Source organism: Nocardia rhamnosiphila NBRC 108938 (assembly GCF_000720425.1).
GTDB lineage: Bacteria > Actinomycetota > Actinomycetes > Mycobacteriales > Mycobacteriaceae > Nocardia > Nocardia rhamnosiphila.
The window spans coordinates 120,221-141,095 of record NZ_JOAJ01000003.1 but is presented as its reverse complement, the minus strand read 5'-3'; the positions used below and the strand labels follow the sequence as shown (position 1 = coordinate 141,095).

Genomic DNA, 20,875 nt, shown 5'->3' with positions numbered 1-20,875 from the left:
CACCTCGTTCGCCGATCCGGGCCGAATCGTGGCACTCAGGGCATGGGGCCGATACCGGTGATCAAGGTCCGGTCACCGATTCGCATCGTCGTGACCAGTTGCGGGTTGTATCCGAGCGGCGCCGATCCGGGCCGGTACTCGGTGATGGTGACGGTGTACTGGCCGACGAACGCGCCGGGAGCGATCCGGACGCAGTAGGTGGTCCCCTCCGGGATGGTGTCGATACCGCGCTGGATATCGGCGGCCGGTGGGACGGCGGCGTCCCCCGCGACGAGCGCGCGGGCCTGCTCCCCGGACCGGGCGACGTAGTAGGCGTGCTGGAACCCGAAGATGGCCGAGGGCCCCGAATCGGTGCCGCCCGGTTCGTTGCCCTGCACGGTGTTACCGACCCGTTCGGCCACGCAGTGCGGGTCGGCGCCGGGGGCGGCGGGCACCGTGGCGCTGGGCGCCGCCGCGGCGGGGGCGCGCGGTTCGTCCCCGCCGACGATCGCGAACTGCACATACGCGGCCGCGCCGAGAGCCGCGACCCCCGCGACCCCCAGCAGCACCGGAAGCACACGGATCCGGCCGGAGGGGGCCGTGGCGTGGACCGGCGCAGGGGTGGTGTGGTCGGGTGGGGTCAACCGCCGGCGCAGGCGTTCCCGGGCGCCCGCGGGAGAGGTGTCCGCGGTGGTCGCCATCGGCTCGTTCTCGGGCGCGACGGTGGTGTCGGCCGCCGCGGCGGCCCCGGACGGGGGTCGGGTATCGACGGTGGGAGGCGGGACCACACCGGGATCCTCCGCCGTGACACCCTCGGGCTCGGCCGCGTCGGCGCTCGCCCGCGCGACCCAATCCGACCACGAACCCTCGTAGTGGGCGTTGCCGCTGTCCCATCCCGGCAGCCGGAGCACCGGTATGGGTTCGGTGGGCATCGAATCGGCCGGCACCGGCGAGCCGGCCGGATCGCCGTGGTGCGGGCGGTACAGGTCGGGGTGCGGAGTGGCGGGATCCTGGTCCGCGTATCCGGGTGCGACTGACGGATGCGGGTCCCACTGCCCGGGTGGGTCGGTGTGGCCATACGGGTCCGGATCGGCGTATCCGGGTTCCGGTGCCGTGCGCGGGTCCCGCTCCCGGGGTGGGCCGGTGTGGTCTCGGGGGTACTGCTCCCCGTCGGCGGGACCCGAGGGCGGTCGATCCATGGCGCGGCCCCCTTCATCGGTTCACGACGCGCGATCGCTCTTCATTGTTCTAGTGGATCGCCGGCCGGACCGCAGCGCGGGGGCCGGCACCGGGCGCGCCGGTCACCCGATCACCAGTGGATGTTCACCGGATCGCCGACACCGACGTTTTCGTAGTACCACGCGGCGTCGTCGGGAGACAGATTGATACACCCGTGACTCACATTGGAATTACCCTGCTGATCGACCGACCAGGGCGCGGAATGGACGAAGACGCCGCCCCAGGTGAGCCGCTCGGCCCATTCTCCGTCGATCAGGTAGCCCTCCGGGGAATCCAGGGGAATACCGATGGTCCGGGAATCGAAGATGATGTTGCGGAACTTCTCCAGCACCGGGTAGGTGCCGGTGGGCGTCTCGTAACCGGGTTTGCCCATGGACGCGGGCATAATTCGCACCACCAGACCGCCCATGCTGACGGTGAAGGTGTGGGTGGACATGTTCGCGTCGGCGACCACCCCTCCGTTGGTCTGGAACTGGGTACGGTGATCACCGAAATTCACGGTGAGCGTGCTGTTCGCCGGCAGATATCCGGTGGGCGTCCAGGTCAGTTCCCGGTCACCGCGCCAGGTGTAGGAGCCGGGCAGCGGATCGCCGGCGGTGACCGCCAGCGACTGCTCGGCGCGGGCCCGATCGGTGACCGCGCCGGAGAACCGGACGGTAACCGGATGGGCGATGCCGACGAGAGCGCCGTCGGAGGGAGTTACCGAGGCCACGGGTGCGGGGCCGGGCGGATCGATCGTCATGGCGTTCGCCCCCGCGGGGGCGACGGCCAGCGAGAGCGCGATCGCGATCGCTAGAAAAAGGTGCCGGGCAACAATATTCATGGTTCCACCCCTTACGGACGACTGGTGGACAGACGTCCATCCTAAGGGGCCATGATCAACTCAACCACCCAAGATATCGTCCCGGCACCCGTTCGGGATGTAGACACACCGGGCGATTGCTATTCGGTGACGAGTTTCCAGTCGTCGGGCAGCCCGTGGACGTGCATGGTGGAGCCTTCGGCGTGGATGCTCACCGTGGCAGAGCCCAGTCTCAGGTCCGTCAGGCCCACCTTGCCCCATTCCCGGGGCAACTGCGGGGTCACCCGCAGGACACGATGCGGTACACACGGCGAGAGCCCCAGGAAGGACCGCACCAGCAGCAGCGGCGCCGCGCTCGCCCACGCCTGCGGGGAGCAGGAGGTGGGGTAGGGCACCGGCGAGCGGAACTCGGTCCGGGCGAAACCGCAGAACAGTTCCGGCAGCCTGCCGCCGAAGTCGATGGCCGCGTCGAGCAGGCCGGTGGTGAGGCGCTCGGCCAGGTCGGAGGCGCCGGCGATATGCCGATACCGCAGCAGGCCGGCGACCGCGATCGCGGTGTCGTGTGGCCACACCGAGCCGTTGTGATAGCTCATCGGGTTGAAGGCGCCCATGCCGGCAGCGAGCGTGCGCAGGCCGAAACCGCTGTCCATACTCACATCGGCCAGCCGTTCGATGAGTTCGGCGGCGCGCTCGTCGGACACGATGCCGGTCCACAGACATTGAGCGGCGTTGCTGGTCAGCGCGTCGACCTGGTTCTTCTGGCCGTCCAGGGCCACGGCATACCAGCCGTTCTTGGCGACCCAGAACGCCTCATCGAACCGGTCCTTGAGGTTCTCGGCCTGCTCGCGTAGCCGGGCGGCGGTGCCCGTATCGCCGAAATGGTCGGCGAGCTGGGCACGGGCCAGGCGGGCCGCGTACACGTAGCCCTGGACCTCGCACAGTGCGACCGACGGCTCGGCCAGATGACCGGAGGCGTCGTTGATCGCGTCGAAACTGTCCTTCCAGCCCTGGTTGCTCAGGCCGCGATCGGTTTTACGGCGGTATTCGACGAACCCGTCGCCGTCGGCGTCGCCGTATTCGTCGATCCAGGCCAGGGCCGCGTCGGCGGCCGGAAGCAGTTCGCGGATCACCTGGTCACCCGCGCCCCAGCGCCAGCATTCGGCGAGCAGCATCACGAACAGCGGCGTCGCGTCGACCGACCCGTAGTAGACGGTCCCGCCGAGTACCTGGCCGCTGGCCGGGCCGTGCCGCATCTCGTGCATGATGCGCCCGGGCTCTTCCTCGGTGATCGGGTTGACCTTCGTACCCTGCAGATCCGCCAGCCGGCGCAGGGTGCCCACGGCGAGCGCGGAATCCAGTGGCAGCGCCATCCACGACGTGAGCAGACTGTCCCGGCCGAACAGCGCCATGAACCACGGGGCGCCCGCGGCCACATACGCCGGAGCGCCGTCGGTGCTGCCGTCGATGCGCAGCGCGCCGAGATCGCTCTCGGTGCGCTGCAGGACCTCCGACAGGGCCGGATCGGTGGCTGTGAGGTCGGTGGCGGTGGCCCGCCACGCCTTCAACCGGCTGATCGGGCTGTCCTCGTCGTCGCCGAACGCCATCGGCACCCGGCGGTGCGACATGACCGGATGGGCAAGGATCTCGGTATCCCAGCGTCCGCGGGCCGGCACCACCACCTGCCAGGTGATGGTGCCGGGCAGCATGACCGCCCCGGCGGTGGCGCTGATGGTCAGGCCGCGTCCGGGTTCGGCATGGTCGGTCAGGTGCAGATCGCCGTCGACGGCATTGTGCTCGGCGCCACCGCCGTGGTTACGGCCCTCCTTGACCGCGAACAAATCCGCGAAATCGGAATCGACGAACAGGGTGATGGTCATCGCCGTGTCCTCGTGCCCGAGGTTGCGCACGGTGATCGTTTCCTTGAGCCCGTTGCCGATGAGCCGCCGACGCACCACCAGCACGGTGCTGTCGGCGACTCCGGCGCGCGGGGGTTTGCGCAGGATGAAGCGGCCCTTGAAGGCTTCCGGCGTGAGCACCGTCAGATGTTCCGCCGGCTGTCCGTCCAGGCGCAGCTCCCACCGTGAGATCACCCGCGAGTCCCGGTAGAACAGGCCCTGCGAGGTGCCGGAATGGATATCGCCGAGAGGGTCGGACAAGCAGAAAGTGCTCGCCTCGACCAGGGTCACGGTCCCCCCGCCGCCATTGATGGCGGCGGGTTGGCCGGAGTTGAGAATTCTCGGCGGTGCGTTCATGCCCTACTCCATACCGGTGTCGTGCCGGCGTCGGCGCGTATCTCGGGTACCGCAGTGCGACGCGTACCGACGGCGGTCAATGCCTGGGCGTTGCTGTGGGCTTCGTCCCACGCATCGAGTATGCGGTAATAGGCCGTCTCGTACCCGGCACCCAGCTGATCCACGCCGAAATAATCCTCGACACGCCGTCGGCACGCGTGCGGGTCCAACTCGCCGGCGCGGGCGATGGCCGCGGGCAGTTCGTCGGGGTGATCGCAGATGAAGCCGGTGACACCGTGCTCGATCACCTCCTCGACCGCGCCGCCGCGCAACGCCACCACCGGGGTGCCGCAGGCCATGGCCTCGATCATCACGATGCCGAACGGCTCTTCCCAGCGGATGGGGAACAGCAGGCAGCGGGCGCCCGCGAGCAGTTCCCGTTTGGCGACCGCGTCGGCTTCCCCGAAGACGTGGTCGGTATCGGTGAGCAGCGGCTCGATCTCCTGGGCGAAGAAGGCCTTCTCGGGCGGCTCGTTGCACTTACCGGCGAGGATCAGCTTGATCCCGGCCTCGTGCGCGGCGTGCAATGCGAGATGGGGGCCCTTGTAGGAGGCGTAGCGGCCGAGGAACAGCGCATAGTCCTGCTTCTCGGTCCGAAAGGGCCATTCGCTGGGCCGCAGCGCATTGTGCACCCGGCCGATCCAGTTGAAACTCGGCGCCAGTTCACGCTGCCGGTCGCTGATCGCGACGAGGCGAGTGTGTTCGTCGAGAGCGCCGTAGTACTCCCACATATCGTTGTCGACCGGCCCGTGCACGGTGACCGCGGTCGGAATGCCCAGCGCCTCGTAGGCGGGAGCGTTCAACGGGCCGGCGAAAGTATGGTCGTGGATGATATCGATATGCCGGGAGCGGGCCAATTTCTCCACCACGCGCCGCACCTTGAGCGCGTTGACCACTTCCGGGAAGGGGTCGCCCAGCCGCTCGGCCTGCGTACTCTCCCAGACCGGGACGAATTCGGCCTCGGTACCGGGCTTTCCGGCGCCCAGCAGCGTCACCCGGTGACCGCGCGCGATCAAGGTGTCGGCGAGTTCGGCGACCACGGCCTCGACGCCGCCGTAACCGGCCGGGGGGACGTCGAAATAGGGCGGGGCCACCAACACGATGTTCAGCGGGTGGTTCCGGCCGTTACCACCGAACCGGGCGCGCCGTGGTTTTCGCGCCGGAGTATCCGATTCGGATTCCGCATTCGTGAATATGGTGCTCAACTCTTCCTCCTCTACTAGTGACCGCGCGGCATACGCCAATCGCCACCCGGCCAATGGGTGGAGCTGCTAGAGAACCATTCGGTGCGAGTTCGTAGCGCTATCGAAAGCGCGCCGGAATACCCGGCGCCGGAAAGAGGCGTGACGGGCAGCTGTTTTCACCCGGCACGCGGGAATCAATCGCCGTAGTGCGCGGACCGCCCGGGCGAAATGCCGAACGTGGGACGGTCCGGGGCGGCCGAAGCGATGGCCAAGGTGAGACGGGCCCGTCTGCGGACCTGACATTCGGGAGAACAGAGCCGGTGGATATCGTGTGCGCGCCGGGCCTGGCCGAGCGTCAACACTCCTGGATCCGCCGAACAGTCGGCGATATTGGATACGACTCCGTGTTCGGTGATGACATCGATACCTGGGTCGGGGAGTTCCGCCGCGACCGGAGCCGATGTGTACCCGATCCTCACCGTTACCTCCTGCACTCGTCGAGCTGGGGCAAACAGTTCCCCGGCCGCCGGTGCCCCGCCGGCCGGTCTAGCTGCTCGAGCCTGGGTCGAGCGGTGGAGCAGTGTGAATATCAGGAACGAAGCCCATTCTACGCGTGCTCCGTTCTGCACTTGATCTCGAATAATCCCAGTTCGGCATAAACCTGGTTAATTCGCGCGTGCTGATATGTGTACCCGAATCACCCGCCGCGAACCGCGCGAAGCACCTCCTGGTGCAGTGTTTCGGCGCGGTCGGTGATTTCCTCGATCCGCACCAGCGCCTCGCTGAAAGCGGCGGCGTGTTCTTCCGGAAGCGAGACGACATTGATCTCGATATTCAGTTGGGAGGTCACCGCGGCGGCCCGGGCCGCCGCGGCGGCCGCGCCGATATCGGTGACCACGTTCGGGTTTCCGATAGGCAGCAATTCGGTTGCCAGCGCGAGGATCTCGTCGGCCGCGTCGATCACCGCGGCGGGGACCCGGGCGGCCTCCAGTAGCGCTTCGTGGATCGCCGCCGTCCGTGCGGTGGCTTCGCTGTCGGTGCCCTTGGGCAGCTTGTAGGCGGCGCCGACGGCGGTGAAGGCCTCGGCGTCGGCGTCGGCCAGCGTCAGTGCGCGCTCGCGGGCGATATCGGCGGCCGCGACGATGCGGTCGATCACCGGCCGATGGTCGGCGTCCTTGGCCCGGGTGGTGTAGCGCGCGACCATGGCGACCAGTGCGGCCGCCTGTGCGGCGTGCAGCGCGGCTACCGCGCCGCCACCCGGGGCCGGTACCTTCGCCGCGAGTTCGCCCAGGTAGTCGCTGATCGGCGAACCCGCGAAACCGCTGGCGGCGTGCTGTGGCGATTGGGTGGGCTCCGACACGATTCGGCCTTTCTCGATCATAATTGCTCGAAGTTAGCTGCACGGTGCACTGTGCTATCGGGTTCAACCTACCGCGTCGCCCGGCGTGGCCGGTGCGTGGCCACCCCGTAGCCGGGATTATGTTGAGGGCATGCGGATCGGATTGAGCATCAACTACTCGGGTGGCTTCACCGAGGCGGCGGCCGAAGTGGCCGATCTGGAGCGCGCCGGCCTGGACATCGTGTTCGTGCCGGAGGCCTACTCCTTCGACGCGGTGAGCGCTCTGGGCTATCTCGCCGCCAAGACCTCCCGGTTGCAGCTGGCGTCGGGGATTCTGCAGCTCTACACCCGGACGCCCACGCTGACGGCGATGACCGCGGCCGGTTTGGATTTCGTCTCCGACGGCCGGTTCGTGCTCGGCCTGGGTGCCTCCGGACCCCAGGTCATCGAGGGATTCCACGGGGTGCCCTACGATGCGCCGATCGGACGAACCCGTGAACTCGTGGAGATCTGCCGCAAGGTCTGGCGCCGGGAACGGCTGGACTACCGGGGCAAGTACTACCAGATCCCGCTACCCGAGGGGACCGGCACCGGTCTGGGCAAACCGCTGAAGCTGATCAATCACCCGGTGCGCGAACGTATCCCGGTGTTGCTTGCCGCGCTGGGCCCCAAGAACGTGGCACTGGCCGCCGAGGTCGCCGAGGGCTGGCAGCCGATCTTCTTCCTGCCCGAACGTGCCGACGCGGTCTTCGGTGACGCGCTGCGTGCCGGAAAGGAGCGGCGCGACCCCGAACTCGGCCCGCTCGACATCTACGCCGGTCCGGCTCTGGCCATCGGTGAGGACGTGGAGCCCCTCCTGGGATTCGTGAAGCCCATGCTGGCGCTCTACATCGGTGGAATGGGTGCCAAGGGCAAGAACTTCTACCACACCCTCGCCACCCGGTACGGCTACGGCGCGGAGGCCGACCGGATCCAGGAGCTGTACCTGGCGGGCAAGAAAGAGGAAGCGACGCAGGTGGTTCCGGACGCGCTGGTCCGCGATATTTCGCTGATCGGCCCGGCCGGATACGTGAAGGAACGGGTCGCCGCGTTCGCCGAAGCGGGGGTCACCGTGCTCAATGTCGCGCCGCTGGCCGCGACACCGGCCGACCGGGTCAAGCTGATCGAACAGTTCCGCGCCATCTGCGACTGATCCCGCTCCGGAAACGACTCGGGCCGGGCCGGCGGAGCAATCCGCCGGCCCGGCCCGCTCCGGTATCCGGGGTTCAGCCCGCCCGGAAGCCGGCCAGGGCCGCGTCCAGCGTCGTATGCAGGGCGAAGACCTGGTCCAGAGCCGTCATCTTGAGCTGCCGGCTGGTGGCGGGCCCGTCGGCCACCAGGGCGATCGTCGTCTTGTCACCGGCCCGCTGATGGGCGGCGACCAGCGCGGCCATCCCGGCCGACGCCAAAAAGCTCACGGCGGCCAGGTCGACCACCAGGCCGGCCGGTTCGGCGTCGAGGGCGGCGTCGATCGCGGTCTCCAGGGCAGGAGCCGTGGCGAGGTCGACCTCTCCGGTCACCGTGAGCACGGTGACACCGTCGTGGTCGGCGACCGAGGTCGTCATCGTATCCGTGAGCGGGTTCGCGTCTGGAGGAGTATTGGTCACATCATCACAATCTGCCATGAGTCTCTCGATCTCGCTGCATCGTATCCCCGCCGGACCGATTCGCGGTCCCGCGCAGGGCGCTGGCCACCGGGAACGTGATCGCCGGAAGCGTGACCGACATCCGTACCCGGGTTCCGGGCCCCAGGTGGTGATCTATCTCGAGTTCTTCGGTGAGCGCCCGCATCATATCGATGCCGCGACCTCGCGGTCCCGGATCGGCCGGACGCGGACGCCAGGTCCCGGTGTCGGTGGTCTCGATGACCACCCGGTCGCCTACGCATTCGGCGGTGAGCACCACCCGTTCGGCGTCACCGCCGCCGTTGCGATAGGCGTGCTCGATACTGTTGCTGCACGCCTCGTTGGTGGCGGCCACCAGATCCGAGGTGAGGTTGTGCGGTACCGCCGCGGACGACAGCCATGCTGTCAGCGTACGACGCAGCATGGCCAGCCGGTCCGGGCGGGCCGGTACATCCAGCCGGAGCGGCGCGGGCGGCTGCCGGTAGACCACCATGGCGATATCGTCGTCGTATCCGCCCTCGGGCCGCAGCGCCGACAATACCGAGTCGGCGACCTGGCGCGGTAACTTCTCGGCGGTGTCGGCCAGGATGGTGGCGATTTTGGTGAAACCCTCGTCGATATCCTCACCGCGGCGTTCCACCAGACCGTCGGTGAACAACACCAGGGTCGATCCGGGCGGCAGCGGTGTGGTGGCCTCCGGGCGGCGCGGGATCTCGAAGGTCGCCAGCGGCACCGACCGGCCGCCCTCCAGCATGCGCCCGGTCTTGTCCACATCGGCCAGGATGGGCGGCATATGGCCGGCGTTGCTGTACCGCACCAGCCCGCGCACCGGATCCAGCACCGCGGCGCAGACGGTGGTGCACAGCGCTCCCGGAATCCGGGCCGCCACCGGGTCGAGTTCGGTGAGCAACTGGGCCGGTCCGGCGCCGCGCAGCAGCAGCGCGCGGGCGGCGGTACGCAACTGACCCATCACCACGGCCGCGGACAGGCCGCGGCCCACACAGTCGCCGACCACCACGCCGATGGTGCCGTCGGGCAGCGGGACCACGTCGTACCAGTCGCCGCCGATCTCGAGCGGTGGCAGAGCCGGTTCGTAGTGCACCGAGAACCGCGGTGGGAGTTCGATGGGACCGAGCATGGCGCGCTGCAGGGTCAGCGAGGTGGAACGCGCCTGATCGAAGTTGCGGGCGCGCTGGACGGCCAGGCTGAGATGCCCGATGAGCAGTGAGAACAGCGTCCAGTCGGCGGCGTCGACGACCCGCGGGACGGCGAAGCGCAGCCACAGCGCGGCATCGCTCTTCTCGCCGAGCGGCGCCACGATGCCCTGTGCGCTGCCCGCGCCCTCCGGGACCGCGATGAGTGTGCGGCCGGGCCGCACGCGGGCGCGTTTGAGAATCGCCTCCGTCGCCGGTTCGAGTCGGGAACCGCCCGCGGCGGCCGGGGGGTTCCCGGAAATGTAGACCTCCGGCGCGGTGAGACCGGCCCAGACCGCCACCACCGCGGTCTCCGCGCCGACCGTGCGTCGCAGCTCGTCCAGCCCCACCTCGAGGACCTCGGCGACCGTGGTGGCCGAGGCCAGCGCGGTGGCCAGCCGGTTCGCGGCCTGGTCGCGCGCCTGGGCGTCGTGTTCGGCGGTGACATCACGGACGGTGCCGACGAAGATGTGCTCCTCGCCGTCGGGTTTGACCAGCGCGCTGGTACTCACCGCGATCCAGCGGCGGCGGCCGTCCCGATGCTGGATCGGTACCACGAAACGGGACGCCTCGGTACCCAGGTCGGGGTAGCGCGGGCCCTCCGGGATCGACCAGGGATGCGGTAACGGATAGGGCACGCCGGTCGCGCCGTAGCCGGTGAGCTCGCCGAACGCCTTGTTCACCTCGATGATGGTGCCGCGGGCGTCGGCGACGAAGAACCCGTCCTGCAGCGATTCGACCAGGGCGGTGCGGAACTCGTCGCGCCCGGCCAGATCGTCGGCCCGGGATCGCTGCTGTTCGTACCGGCGGGTGCCGTCGAGGTAGCCGCGGGTGGCGACATCCAGCGTGATCAGGGTTTGCAGCAGGAATTCGAGCGCGTCCTCGGCGAGCAGATTCTCCACGCGGCCCGCATCGTGCGGCCCGGCCGTCTCGCCGGCCTCGGCCTGTACCTGTTTCGCCACCCGGAAGTGGTGCTCGGTGAGGTCGAGCAGGCTGATGCCCTCGACCAGCGCTCGGCGGCCCAGCTCATGCCCCTCGGCCAGGCCGTCGCCCTCCGGGTCGGCGAGATGGCGGCGCAACGCGTCGGCGTAGGCGTCGAGGAACGCCGCGAGTACGGTGCTCATTGCCGGCCTCGCCGGATCACGACGCTTCCCGCTGGGCGGTTCCGTTCGACACGCCCCGCACCCGCGCCGCGAGTACCAGGGCGTCGTCGGTGTCCTTGGCGTGCCGGCTCAGCAGCTCCTGGGCGATATCTGCGGTGGATTTCGCGAGGTCCACACCTTGGCCCGGTTCCACCTCCACCCCGTCGGTGGACATCAGCAGCAGATCGCCCGGCCGGACCGGAACGGTCTGCGGCTGCAGGGTGGACGGCAGCCGGTATCCGACGATCCCCCCGCTCTGTAGCGCGGTGGCGCTGACCTGCGGCCCGGTAGGGCCCGCGGTCAGCACGATCGAATCGATATTCCCGACACCCAGCCACTGCGTTTCCTCCGCACCGAACAAAGCCAGGGTGACCGCGGCGCCACGCGTATCGGACATGGCCCGATGGCACAGCACCATCAGCACGTCCAGCGGCTCGGCGCGGTTCTCGGCGAGTACCCGGGTCGCGCGGTCCACCGCGGCGGCCGCGGCCGCCCCGTGGCCGAGACCGTCGAGTACCGCGAACAATACGGTGCCGGTACCGGTGTCCAGGACGACACACCGATCCCCGGACACATCCTGTCCGGGGAGGGCTCGGCCGGCCATCGCCCATTCGATCCGGCCGATGTACCCGTCCTCATGCACCGTGGGGTACCCACTTCCACATCTCCACCAATGTGCCTCGGCCGGGGGCGGATTCGATGGCCATACCGTCCATCAGCCGTTTGGCACCGGGGAGACCGAGCCCCAGGCCCAGGCCGGTCGAATAACCGTCCTCCATGGCCCGGGCGATATCGATGATCCCGGGACCCTGATCCTTGGCCTGGACCACCAGGGCGCGGCGGCCGTCGCGCTCGTCGACCTGCAGCCGGATCTCGCCGCTACCGGCGTAACTGGTGATATTCCGCGCGACCTCCGAGATCGCCGTGGAGATCATGGTCCGGTCGGTGAGCGTGAAGCCGAGTTCCTCGGCCAGCTCACGCCCGGCCTGACGTGCGGTCACGATGTCGTTCGACATCTTCACCGCGATAACCACCTGTTCAGCGGGCACTGTCACGACCATCTCGGTGCTGGCGCCGCGAAGCCTTGTGGTTCAGCCAGGCCAGGCCCTCCTCGAGATCCAGTGCGGTGTGCATGTCCTCGAAGGTGAGGCCGAGCTGCACCATGGCGAACGCGACCTCGGGTTGCAGGCCCACGATGACGGTTTCGGCACCGCGCAGCTGGGTCATGTGCGCGATGGTGCGCAGTGATCTGGCCGCGAAGGAATCCATCACATCGATGGCCGTCACGTCGACGATGATGCCCTGCGCGCGGTATTTGCTGACCTGCTTCATCAGGTCGTCCTGCAACCGCTCGGTATCGGCGTCGGTCAGCGCCGACTGCACGGACGCGATCAGATAGGTGCCCTGTTTGAGTATCGGTACTGGCATAGTGGTTTCCGGTCAGCGCGAATCGCGTTCGCTGCGCTCGGTCACTCTGGACACTTCGTAGCCCAGTAACCGCTCCGCTTCCTCGATACCGCCCTGGAGATCGCCGACCGCGTTCATCTTCGACAGGTCCAAACCGATGGTGACCAGTGTCAGCGCGATCTCCGAGGACAGGCCGGTCATGATGACGCTGGCGCCCATCAGGCCCGACGCGTCGACCGTCTGGACCAGGTGGTTGGCCACCGTGGAGTCGATATCGGGCACACCGGTGATATCGATGACCACGACCTTGGCGCGATTGTTGCGGATGGCGCGCAGTAGTTGTTCGGTGAGCTGCCGGGCCCGCTGACTGTCCAGGACACCGATTATCGGCAGGATCAGCAGTTGTTCGCGCACCTGCAGCACGGGGGTGGACAGTTCGCGGATCGCTTCCTGCTGCTGCCGGATGACGCGCTCGCGCTCCTGCACGAAGGAGACGCCCACCGTGTTGGCGATCCGGTTGGCCGCCGGCTCGTAGGCGTCGAGTACCGCGTTCAGTAATTCGAAATTGGACTGGTACTTCTCGAACAGCGAACGGGCCAGTACGTCACGCAGGAGCAGCACCATGCCGAGGACCTCGTCGGTCTCCACCCCGCGCGGAATGATGCGCTCGGAGAGGTCGCGGGCGTAGGCCTGCAGCGCCTCGACGCTACCGGTCTCCAGAACCTCGACGTAATTGTCGTAGACCGACGTCGCCTCGGAGAAGACCTCCTCGGGCGTCATCGCGGTGAGCAGGCGCGCCTCGGTGATCCGGCGGGCCCACTCCTCACGCAGCGCGGTGCGGTTCTGGCGCAGATGCTCGACGAGCTGCGGAAGCAGATTGTCTACGGGTCCCGCAGCCAATGAGTCCGCCGAAAGGCCCATGGACACCTCGGACATGTAACTTGTGCCCCTTTCGACGGCGGTCGGGTACATCATAGATTTTCCGGCGGTCGTGCCGTTACCGAGCCTAGTCATACCCCCGCGCCCATACTGGCGAAACCTGCCGGTCCGGTTCTACCGCGCCGATGTGAGCGGCGTCGCGCCGGGGGTGGCGAAACCTCGCTCCAGCGCCGCCAGTGCCCGATCGAGATACACGGTGAGATCCGCGTCCGCCCGGGCCAGCCACGCGTCGAAGGCCGCCCGGGCGGCGGCCAGTGTGGTGCGGCCGACCGCCATCGGGACGAGCGAATCGGCGGGTTCGCCGAGCCGGCCGGCGGCGAACTCGCCCACCGCCCGCTCCCACGCGTCGTAATGGGTGCCGGCGGTGGCGGCCAGTGCCGGCACGTCGGCGACCAGTTTCATCCGCATGCGCAATTCGGGGACGTCCTCGGCGCGGTACCGGTTGGCGTTCACCACCACCCGCCGGACCGCCGCCATCATGGGTTCGGCATCGGGCACGGTGGCGAACGCGGCACGGAGCGCGGTGACCTCGTCATCGAACGAGTACCAGAGCACTTCCGCCTTCCCCGGGAAGTAACGGAAGAAGGTACGACCGCTGATCCCGGCCGCGGCGGCGATCTGCTCCACGGTGGTCTCGTCGAAGCCCCGCTCACTGAACAACCGCATCGCGATCAGCTCGAGCTCGCGTTTGGTGGTTCCCCGCGGTCGGCCGCGGGAGTGCTGTGGTGTCACGCGGTAATACTGCGCTGCTGCCACCGTGTTCGGGGACGGTACCCCTATGTTTTCGGGTCCGCCGGGAGAGGACCTCTCACTTCCGGGTGGTGGGTCGGAGTCGTAGTCTGCGGGCCACTCCCGGGTGCGGGCCTATTGATTATGTCAGTGGCTGACGTTAATCTCGGCCCATGATGGTGGCGGACCTCACATCGCCCGACGTGGACGCGCTACGCGCCGCCGCGCCGGTGCTGGTGGTGCCGGTGGGCGCGACCGAGCAACACGGACCGCACCTACCGCTGTCCACCGACACCGATCTCGCCGCCGCACTGTGCGCGGGTGTGGCCGCGCGACGTCCCGATGTGCTCGTCGCCCCCGCGATCGCCTACGGCGCCAGCGGTGAGCACGCCGGATTCCCCGGCACGCTGTCGATAGGCTTGGCGGCCCTGGAACTGCTGATCGTGGAACTGTGCCGTTCGGCGACCGCTACTTTCGAGCGGATCGTGCTGGTCAACGGGCACGGCGGCAATATCGAGGCGCTGCGCCGGGCAGTGGATCTGCTGCGGCGCGAATCCCGCGATATCCGGCTGTTCCTGCCGCGCCACGACGGCGACGCGCACGCCGGACGGACCGAAACCTCGCTGCAGCTGGCGCTCGACCCGGACCGCGTGCGCGCCGACCGCGCCGAACCCGGTGATACCCGGCCGCTCGCCGAAATCCTGCCGCGGCTGCGGGCCGGTGGGGTCGCGGCGGTGAGCGCCAACGGTGTGCTCGGCGATCCCACCGGTGCCACCGCGGCCGAGGGGGTCCGGCTGCTCGACCTGCTCATCTCCCAGTTGTACGACCAGATCCGGCAGTGGTGGCCGGAACCAGTGGAAAGGATCCGACCATGAATCCGTGGTTCGAAACTGTCGCCGAGGCGCATCGGCGGGCGAAGAAACGGTTGCCGAAATCTGTGTACGGCGCGCTGGTGGCCGGTTCGGAACGCGGGCTGACCATCGACGACAACCAGGCCGCCTTCGGTGAACTCGGGTTCGCCCCGCATGTCGCCGGACCCATCGGCGACCGCGACCAGTCCACCACCGTGCTGGGGCAGCGGATCTCCATGCCGGTGATCATCTCGCCCACCGGCGTCCAGGCCGTACATCCCGACGGTGAGGTCGCGGTGGCCCGTGCCGCGGCGGCCCGCGGTACGGCCATGGGGCTCTCCTCGTTCGCCAGCAAATCGGTCGAGGAGGTCGTCGCCGCCAACCCGGCCACGTTCTTCCAGCTCTACTGGTGCGGCAGCAAGGACGATATCGCCGGCCGGATGGCGCGCGCGAAGGCGGCGGGCGCGGTGGGCCTCATCCTCACCCTCGACTGGTCGTTCTCGCACGGCCGCGACTGGGGCAGTCCGGTGATCCCGGAGAAACTGGACCTGAAGACGATGGCGGGTTTCGCGCCGCAGGTGGTGGCCAAACCACGCTGGCTGACCCGCTACCTGAAGTCGGGTTCGCTGCCCGACCTCACCGCGCCCAATATGGCGCTGGGTGAGGCGCCCGCGCCGGGATTCTTCGGCGCCTACGGGGAGTGGATGGGTACGCCGCCGCCGGACTGGGCCGATGTCGCCTGGGTCTGCGAACAGTGGGGCGGGCCGGTCATGCTCAAAGGCGTGATGCGGGTGGACGACGCGCGGCGCGCGGTCGACGCCGGCGTGGCCGCCATCTCGGTGTCCAACCACGGCGGGAACAACCTCGACGGCACCCCGGCCTCCATTCGCGCGCTCCCGGTGGTGGCGGATGCGGTGGGCCACGAGATCGAGATCCTGCTCGACGGCGGGATCCGCCGCGGCAGCGATGTGGTGAAGGCCGTGGCGCTCGGGGCGCGGGCGGTGATGATCGGCCGCGCGTACCTGTGGGGCCTGGCGGCCAACGGGCAGGCCGGGGTGGAGAACGTGCTCGATATCCTGCGCGGCGGAATAGATTCCGCCCTGCTCGGGCTCCGCAAGACCACGGTCACCGATCTGGACCGGTCCGATATCGTGATCCCGGAGGGGTTCGAGCGCCGGTTGGGGGTCGACGCGTCGGCGCAGCTCCGGCTCCCGGAATCGGCCACGGAAGCGGTGTAACGCTGTCGCTGTGCGTTTCGTGGCCTGATGGCCATGCGTCACCGCGCAACGTGCGCCGGATTCGGACGGTCGCCCACCGGAGTGGCCGCCGGGTTACGATTTAGGTTTGCCTAACTCCAAGTGGGGCGGCTGCCGGTCGCTAGGCTCGCTGTGCCAGACCCCGGCGCAGTGGCCTTCACCGGCGGCTGCGTCGTGTTCGACCCGCAGCCCACCTCCAAAGGAGTGCGATCGGTGACCGCGCCCGAGTTCCGTTATTCAGACCTGCTCCCGATCGGCGCCGACGACACCCGGTACCGGCTGCTCACCACCGAGGGCGTCAGCACCTTCGAATCCGGCGGCCGGACCTTCCTCCAGGTCGACCCCGAGGTCCTGCGACTGCTGACCGCCGAGGCGATGCACGACATCAGCCATTACCTGCGGCCGGCGCATCTGGCCCAGCTGCGCCGGATCATCGACGACCCGGAGGCCAGCGGTAACGACCGTTTCGTCGCGCTGGACCTGCTGAAGAACGTGAATATTTCGGCCGGCGGCATCCTGCCCATGTGCCAGGACACCGGCACCGCCATCGTGATGGGTAAGAAGTCCGAGGGCGTGCTCACCGGTGCCGACGATGCCGAGTGGATCAGCCGCGGCGTGTTCGACGCCTATACGAAGCTGAACCTGCGGTATTCCCAGCTTGCGCCCCTCACCATGTGGGACGAGAAGAACACCGGCTCCAACCTGCCCGCGCAGGTCGAGCTGTACTCCACGCCCGGCGATCCCGCGCAGCCGTCCTACAAGTTCCTGTACATGGCCAAGGGCGGGGGTTCGGCCAACAAGTCGTTCCTGTACCAGGAGACCAAGGCCATCCTGAACCCCACCCGGATGCTGGAATTCCTCGACGAGAAGATCCGCTCGCTGGGCACCGCGGCCTGCCCGCCCTACCACCTCGCCGTGGTGATCGGCGGTACCAGCGCCGAATTCGCGCTCAAGACCGCCAAATACGCGTCCGCGCACTATCTGGACAACCTGCCCACCGAGGGTTCGATGACCGGGCACGCCTTCCGCGATCTCGAACTCGAGCAGGAAGTCTTCACACTGACCCAGTCCTTCGGGATCGGCGCCCAGTTCGGCGGCAAGTACTTCTGCCACGACGTCCGTGTGGTGCGGCTGCCCCGGCACGGCGCGAGCTGCCCGGTGGCGCTCGCGGTTTCGTGCTCCGCGGACCGGCAGGCGCTGGCCAAGATCACCCCCGAGGGCGTGTTCCTGGAGCAGCTCGAACGCGAACCCGCGCAGTATCTGCCCGAGCAGACCGACGAGATCCTCGGCGGCGATGTGGTGCAGGTCGATCTGAACCGGCCGATGGACGAGATCCGCGCGGAGCTGTCGAAATACCCGGTGAAGACCCGGCTCTCGCTGTCGGGTCCGCTGGTGGTGGCCCGCGACATCGCGCACGCCAAGATCAAGGAGCGGCTGGACGCGGGCGAGGAGATGCCGCAGTACCTGCGCGATATGGCGGTGTACTACGCGGGACCGGCCAAAACCCCCGACGGCTACGCCTCGGGTTCCTTCGGCCCGACCACCGCGGGCCGGATGGACTCCTACGTCGACCAGTTCCAGGCGGCCGGTGGGTCGTTCGTGATGCTGGCCAAGGGCAACCGGTCGGCTCAGGTCACCAAGGCGTGTAAGGAACACGGCGGCTTCTACCTCGGCTCCATCGGTGGCCCCGCCGCCCGGCTCGCCCTGGACTGCATCAAATCGGTGGAGGTCCTGGAATACCCCGAACTGGGTATGGAAGCAGTCTGGAAGATCGAAGTGGAGGATTTCCCGGCGTTCATCGTGGTGGACGACAAGGGCAACGATTTCTTCGCCGAAACCCAGAAACCGATCGCGCTGCGGGTGCGGACCAGGTCCAAAGAGCGCGTCTGAGTCCTCTGGTACCGAACTCGCGGCACGGGGCCGGGTTGCGGAGCGCCACCACGAAAGTCGATCGACAGCCCGGAGACCCAATTCGGGACCCGGGCTGCCTCGAATCTCACTCGCCCGGCCGGGACAGGATCTCGATATACCCGTCCGTCCCGTTCACCCGGATCCGCTGCCCGTCCCGGATCAGCCGGGTGGCATGCTCCACACCCACCACGGCGGGCAGGCCGTACTCGCGGGCGATCACGGCGCCGTGGGTCATCAGCCCGCCCACCTCCGTCACCAGGCCCGTGATCGCGACGAACAGGGGAGTCCAGCTCGGATCGGTATAGGCGGTGACCAGGATATCGCCCGGTTCGAGATCGGCCTGCGCCATATCCGGGACGACCCGGGCCCGCCCTTCGACGGTCCCGGCGGATACCGGCATTCCGGGTAGCGCACCGTCCGGGACATCCGCGCGCCGATACGCTCCGGTGACGGCCTCGCCGTCCGAGGTGAGCACGCGGGGCGGCGTGAGCGCCCCGTACGACCGGAATGCGTCCCTTCGCTCGCGGATGAGTTCCGCGCTCGCCCGATGCGTGCGCACGACCTCGTGGAGTTCCTCGAACGTCAGGAAGAAGATATCGTCGGGCTCGCGCAGCACCCGGGCCTGCACGAGACGCTCGGCCTCCCGCGACAAAGCTTGTTTATAGACCCAGTAGCGGCTGACCATGCCGTATTTCGGATACTCCCGGTATCCGGAGAAGGTGCGGACCCGGTCGATCATCCGCGCGGTCTCCTCGGCCTTGCGGTCCCCGTCCGGTAGCGCGCGCAGCCGCTCCAGCAGTTCATACGCTTTCTGCTCGGCCTGGAGCCGGCCGTCCGCGAAGCGTCGGGTGCCGGCGCCCGGTTCGAAACTTCTGATGTTGTTGACGATCGTCGGCACGAGCGCGGCGGGGTGTTCACTCCAGCGCGGTCGCGTGATGTCGATTTCGCCGGCACAGCGCATTCCGTACCGGTCGAGATAGGCGTCGATCGCCGCGCGCGCCGCACGACCGCCGGGCAGCTGTGCCAGCTCGTCCAGGAAACCGCTCCCTTCGGCACCCGTTTCCTCGATGTGCCGCAGGAAAGCCACCACCTCCGGGTGCGGCCGGATCACATCGGCCACATCGAGCAGCGCCAGACCCATCTCCGCGGTGACGTTGTGCGGAACCGATTGCGCGAGAATATCGGCCGCGTTCTTCTCGCCCAGCCACTCCTGCAGCTGATCGTTGAGCCACCAGGTGGCCTCCATCCCCGCCTTGATGACCTGCTGGCTGCGCGGGTGGAACAGCACCCGGCGCAGCTCTTGGATATCGGCCCGGACGAAGTCGACCAGCTCCGGCCCGGAGGTGGTTCCGATATCGCGTTTCAGGGCCTCCATGGACGCCTCGCTGTCCGCGATCAGCTCGGCGACCACGGCCGGATCGGCCTCGATCAGGGTGGGGCCGGCGGCGGCCAGCGGACCGCCGGGCCCCTCGTCCGGGCCCGGCGGGAGGAAGTCGTCACGCTCGAGAACGGTCCGCAGCGCGTCCCCGGTCAGCGGATCGGATTTGCTGAAACCCTCGACCATGGCCGCGCGAGTCGCGGGCGTCGCCAGGCCCCGGGTGGCATCGACGAACAACCGGCCGCCCGCGTGCCGCATGGGCGCCGGGCTGGTCAGCTGCCATACGGAGATCCCCAGTGGTTTCATGGGGTCGGTCATCATCTGCTGATGGCCGACGGAGATGTATACGTGGTTTTCGTCGTCGTCGGCCTCGGGAATCGGGAACAGTGTGGTGATCGGCCGGCTCTGCACGATGCGGAACTCGTCGTCCACCAGGCACCATTCGATATCCTGCGGACTGCCGAAATGCGCCTCGATGCGGCGGCCCAGCTGCGCGAGGCGCACGATCTGCGCCGGGGTGAGCACCGGCCGGTTCTGCCGTTCGGGCTCGATCTCCGCGACGCGCGTGCCGCCCTCCGGTGCGGCCTCGACAGCGACCCGTTTCGTGGCCACCGTCTCGGAAACGACTTCGCCGTCACGCACCGTGTAGACATCCGGGTTCACCAGACCGGAGACCAGGGCCTCGCCGAGACCGAACCCGGCGTCCACGGAAACCACCTTCCGGTTGGACGTCAGGGGATCCGCGGTGACCAGGATGCCGGCCGCCCGCGGAAACACCATCCGCTGCACGACCACTCCCATCCGCACCTTCCGCTGATCGAAGCCGTGACGCAGGCGGTAGGTGACGGCGCGCTCGGTGAACAGCGATCCCCAGCACCGGCCGACGTGCCGCAGCACCGCCTCCGGTCCCGCGACGTTCAGGAAGGTGTCCTGCTGGCCGGCGAACGACGCGGTCGGCAGGTCCTCGGCCGTCGCGCTGGATCGGACGGCACAGGCATCCTGCGCCCCCAGCCGGGCGAGTGCACCGGTGATCGCCGCCGCCACATCGCCGGGAACAGCGCATTCTTCGATCGCTGCGCGGATCTCCGCGCTCAGCACCCGAATCGACTCCCGGTCATCGGGTTCGAGCTGCGACAACCGATCGATCCTGTCGTCGATCGCCGGCACTTCGGCAACAATCCGCTGGAAGGCGGCCGTCGTCACGCAGAAACCCTCCGGTACCGCGATACCGTCGATCCGCGACAGCTCGCCGAGGTTCGCGCCCTTGCCGCCGACGGTCGCGACGTGCGTCCGGTCGATTTCCTCGAAGCCCAGCACATAACTCATCCGCCACTCCTCACCTGGTGGTTTCCGCATCAGTGGGCGATTATGGACCACAAATCGGCGTCTCATGAGGGCCGCGGATCGTGTATAACGTAGAAGGGGGATGGGGAAAGCGGCACGACAAGCCGAGCAGGTCTGTGTCCGTCGGCCGGGGCCTACCGGATCTTCTCGAGCAGCTGTCGCGGTCAGCGACCCGTCAACTCTTCCGTCCGGCGCCGCGATGGCCTCCTATCTACTGCTCTCCCGCG

18 protein-coding genes are annotated in these 20,875 nt (G+C 68.4%); 4 read left to right on the top strand and 14 right to left on the bottom strand.

What is annotated here, in order from left to right; all coding sequences use genetic code 11:
• Nucleotides 1-35 precede the first annotated feature (35 nt).
• The 6 genes from IG75_RS37340 to IG75_RS0112425 form a co-directional block, all read right to left on the bottom strand.
• Nucleotides 36-1,178 carry a DUF8176 domain-containing protein gene (locus IG75_RS37340; protein ID WP_051714538.1) on the bottom strand — a complete coding sequence of 381 codons (1,143 nt, stop codon included), beginning with the start codon at nt 1,176-1,178 and terminating at the stop codon, nt 36-38.
• Between the two features lie 110 nt (nt 1,179-1,288).
• Nucleotides 1,289-2,041, bottom strand: a complete 753-nt coding sequence (locus tag IG75_RS0112445) for a L,D-transpeptidase (protein WP_030521393.1) — start codon at nt 2,039-2,041, stop codon at nt 1,289-1,291.
• 119 nt (nt 2,042-2,160) lie between these two features.
• Complete coding sequence (locus IG75_RS0112440) at nt 2,161-4,272, bottom strand: amylo-alpha-1,6-glucosidase (protein ID WP_030521392.1); 2,112 nt, start codon at nt 4,270-4,272, stop codon at nt 2,161-2,163.
• On the bottom strand, nt 4,269-5,420 hold the full coding sequence (locus IG75_RS0112435; RefSeq protein ID WP_245713195.1) for a glycosyltransferase family 4 protein: 1,152 nt from the start codon (nt 5,418-5,420) through the stop codon (nt 4,269-4,271). Before IG75_RS0112435 ends, IG75_RS0112440 begins: the two co-directional genes overlap by 4 nt.
• Before the next feature lie 269 nt (nt 5,421-5,689).
• Entirely contained in the window at nt 5,690-5,974 is a 285-nt protein-coding gene (locus tag IG75_RS0112430) for a hypothetical protein (protein ID WP_063045284.1), read from the bottom strand.
• Between the two features lie 218 nt (nt 5,975-6,192).
• Complete coding sequence (locus IG75_RS0112425; protein WP_245713189.1) at nt 6,193-6,855, bottom strand: cyclodeaminase/cyclohydrolase family protein; 663 nt, start codon at nt 6,853-6,855, stop codon at nt 6,193-6,195.
• 130 nt (nt 6,856-6,985) lie between these two features.
• On the opposite strand from IG75_RS0112425, the gene IG75_RS0112420 reads away from it, so the two are divergent.
• Nucleotides 6,986-8,026 carry an LLM class F420-dependent oxidoreductase gene (locus tag IG75_RS0112420; RefSeq protein ID WP_030521388.1) on the top strand — a complete coding sequence of 347 codons (1,041 nt, stop codon included), beginning with the start codon at nt 6,986-6,988 and terminating at the stop codon, nt 8,024-8,026.
• Between the two features lie 73 nt (nt 8,027-8,099).
• On the opposite strand, the gene IG75_RS0112415 is transcribed toward IG75_RS0112420, so the two are convergent.
• The 7 genes from IG75_RS0112415 to mftR form a co-directional block, all read right to left on the bottom strand.
• Nucleotides 8,100-8,438: an STAS domain-containing protein gene (locus IG75_RS0112415; protein ID WP_030521387.1), complete on the bottom strand. Its 339-nt coding sequence runs from the start codon at nt 8,436-8,438 to the stop codon at nt 8,100-8,102.
• A 46-nt stretch (nt 8,439-8,484) separates the two neighbouring features.
• Nucleotides 8,485-10,815 carry a SpoIIE family protein phosphatase gene (locus IG75_RS0112410; RefSeq protein ID WP_051714537.1) on the bottom strand — a complete coding sequence of 777 codons (2,331 nt, stop codon included), beginning with the start codon at nt 10,813-10,815 and terminating at the stop codon, nt 8,485-8,487.
• A 16-nt stretch (nt 10,816-10,831) separates the two neighbouring features.
• Nucleotides 10,832-11,476: a SpoIIE family protein phosphatase gene (locus IG75_RS0112405; RefSeq protein WP_030521385.1), complete on the bottom strand. Its 645-nt coding sequence runs from the start codon at nt 11,474-11,476 to the stop codon at nt 10,832-10,834.
• Nucleotides 11,469-11,894: an anti-sigma regulatory factor gene (locus tag IG75_RS0112400; protein ID WP_036513668.1), complete on the bottom strand. Its 426-nt coding sequence runs from the start codon at nt 11,892-11,894 to the stop codon at nt 11,469-11,471. Before IG75_RS0112400 ends, IG75_RS0112405 begins: the two co-directional genes overlap by 8 nt.
• Nucleotides 11,872-12,261, bottom strand: coding sequence for an STAS domain-containing protein (locus IG75_RS0112395; RefSeq protein ID WP_030521383.1), 390 nt, complete (start codon nt 12,259-12,261; stop codon nt 11,872-11,874). The genes IG75_RS0112400 and IG75_RS0112395 overlap by 23 nt, the downstream gene beginning before the upstream one ends.
• 12 nt (nt 12,262-12,273) lie before the next feature.
• A complete protein-coding gene (locus IG75_RS0112390; RefSeq protein ID WP_030521382.1) occupies nt 12,274-13,176 on the bottom strand; it encodes an STAS domain-containing protein in 903 nt (300 codons plus the stop codon).
• Nucleotides 13,177-13,293: 117 nt separating this feature from the next.
• On the bottom strand, nt 13,294-13,911 hold the full coding sequence (gene mftR / locus IG75_RS0112385) for a mycofactocin system transcriptional regulator (RefSeq protein ID WP_036513665.1): 618 nt from the start codon (nt 13,909-13,911) through the stop codon (nt 13,294-13,296).
• Nucleotides 13,912-14,084: 173 nt separating this feature from the next.
• On the opposite strand from mftR, the gene mftE reads away from it, so the two are divergent.
• From mftE to IG75_RS0112370, 3 genes are all read left to right on the top strand, one after another.
• Nucleotides 14,085-14,783: a mycofactocin biosynthesis peptidyl-dipeptidase MftE gene (gene mftE / locus IG75_RS0112380; RefSeq protein ID WP_081876908.1), complete on the top strand. Its 699-nt coding sequence runs from the start codon at nt 14,085-14,087 to the stop codon at nt 14,781-14,783.
• Nucleotides 14,780-15,997 carry a pre-mycofactocin synthase MftD gene (gene mftD / locus IG75_RS0112375; RefSeq protein ID WP_030521379.1) on the top strand — a complete coding sequence of 406 codons (1,218 nt, stop codon included), beginning with the start codon at nt 14,780-14,782 and terminating at the stop codon, nt 15,995-15,997. Before mftE ends, mftD begins: the two co-directional genes overlap by 4 nt.
• A 231-nt stretch (nt 15,998-16,228) precedes the next feature.
• On the top strand, nt 16,229-17,905 hold the full coding sequence (locus IG75_RS0112370; protein ID WP_030521378.1) for a fumarate hydratase: 1,677 nt from the start codon (nt 16,229-16,231) through the stop codon (nt 17,903-17,905).
• Between the two features lie 106 nt (nt 17,906-18,011).
• On the opposite strand, the gene rph is transcribed toward IG75_RS0112370, so the two are convergent.
• The gene (rph, locus tag IG75_RS0112365; protein ID WP_245713190.1) at nt 18,012-20,660 is read right to left on the bottom strand and encodes a rifamycin-inactivating phosphotransferase; all 2,649 of its coding nucleotides are present in this window, start codon (nt 20,658-20,660) and stop codon (nt 18,012-18,014) included.
• Nucleotides 20,661-20,875 lie beyond the last annotated feature (215 nt).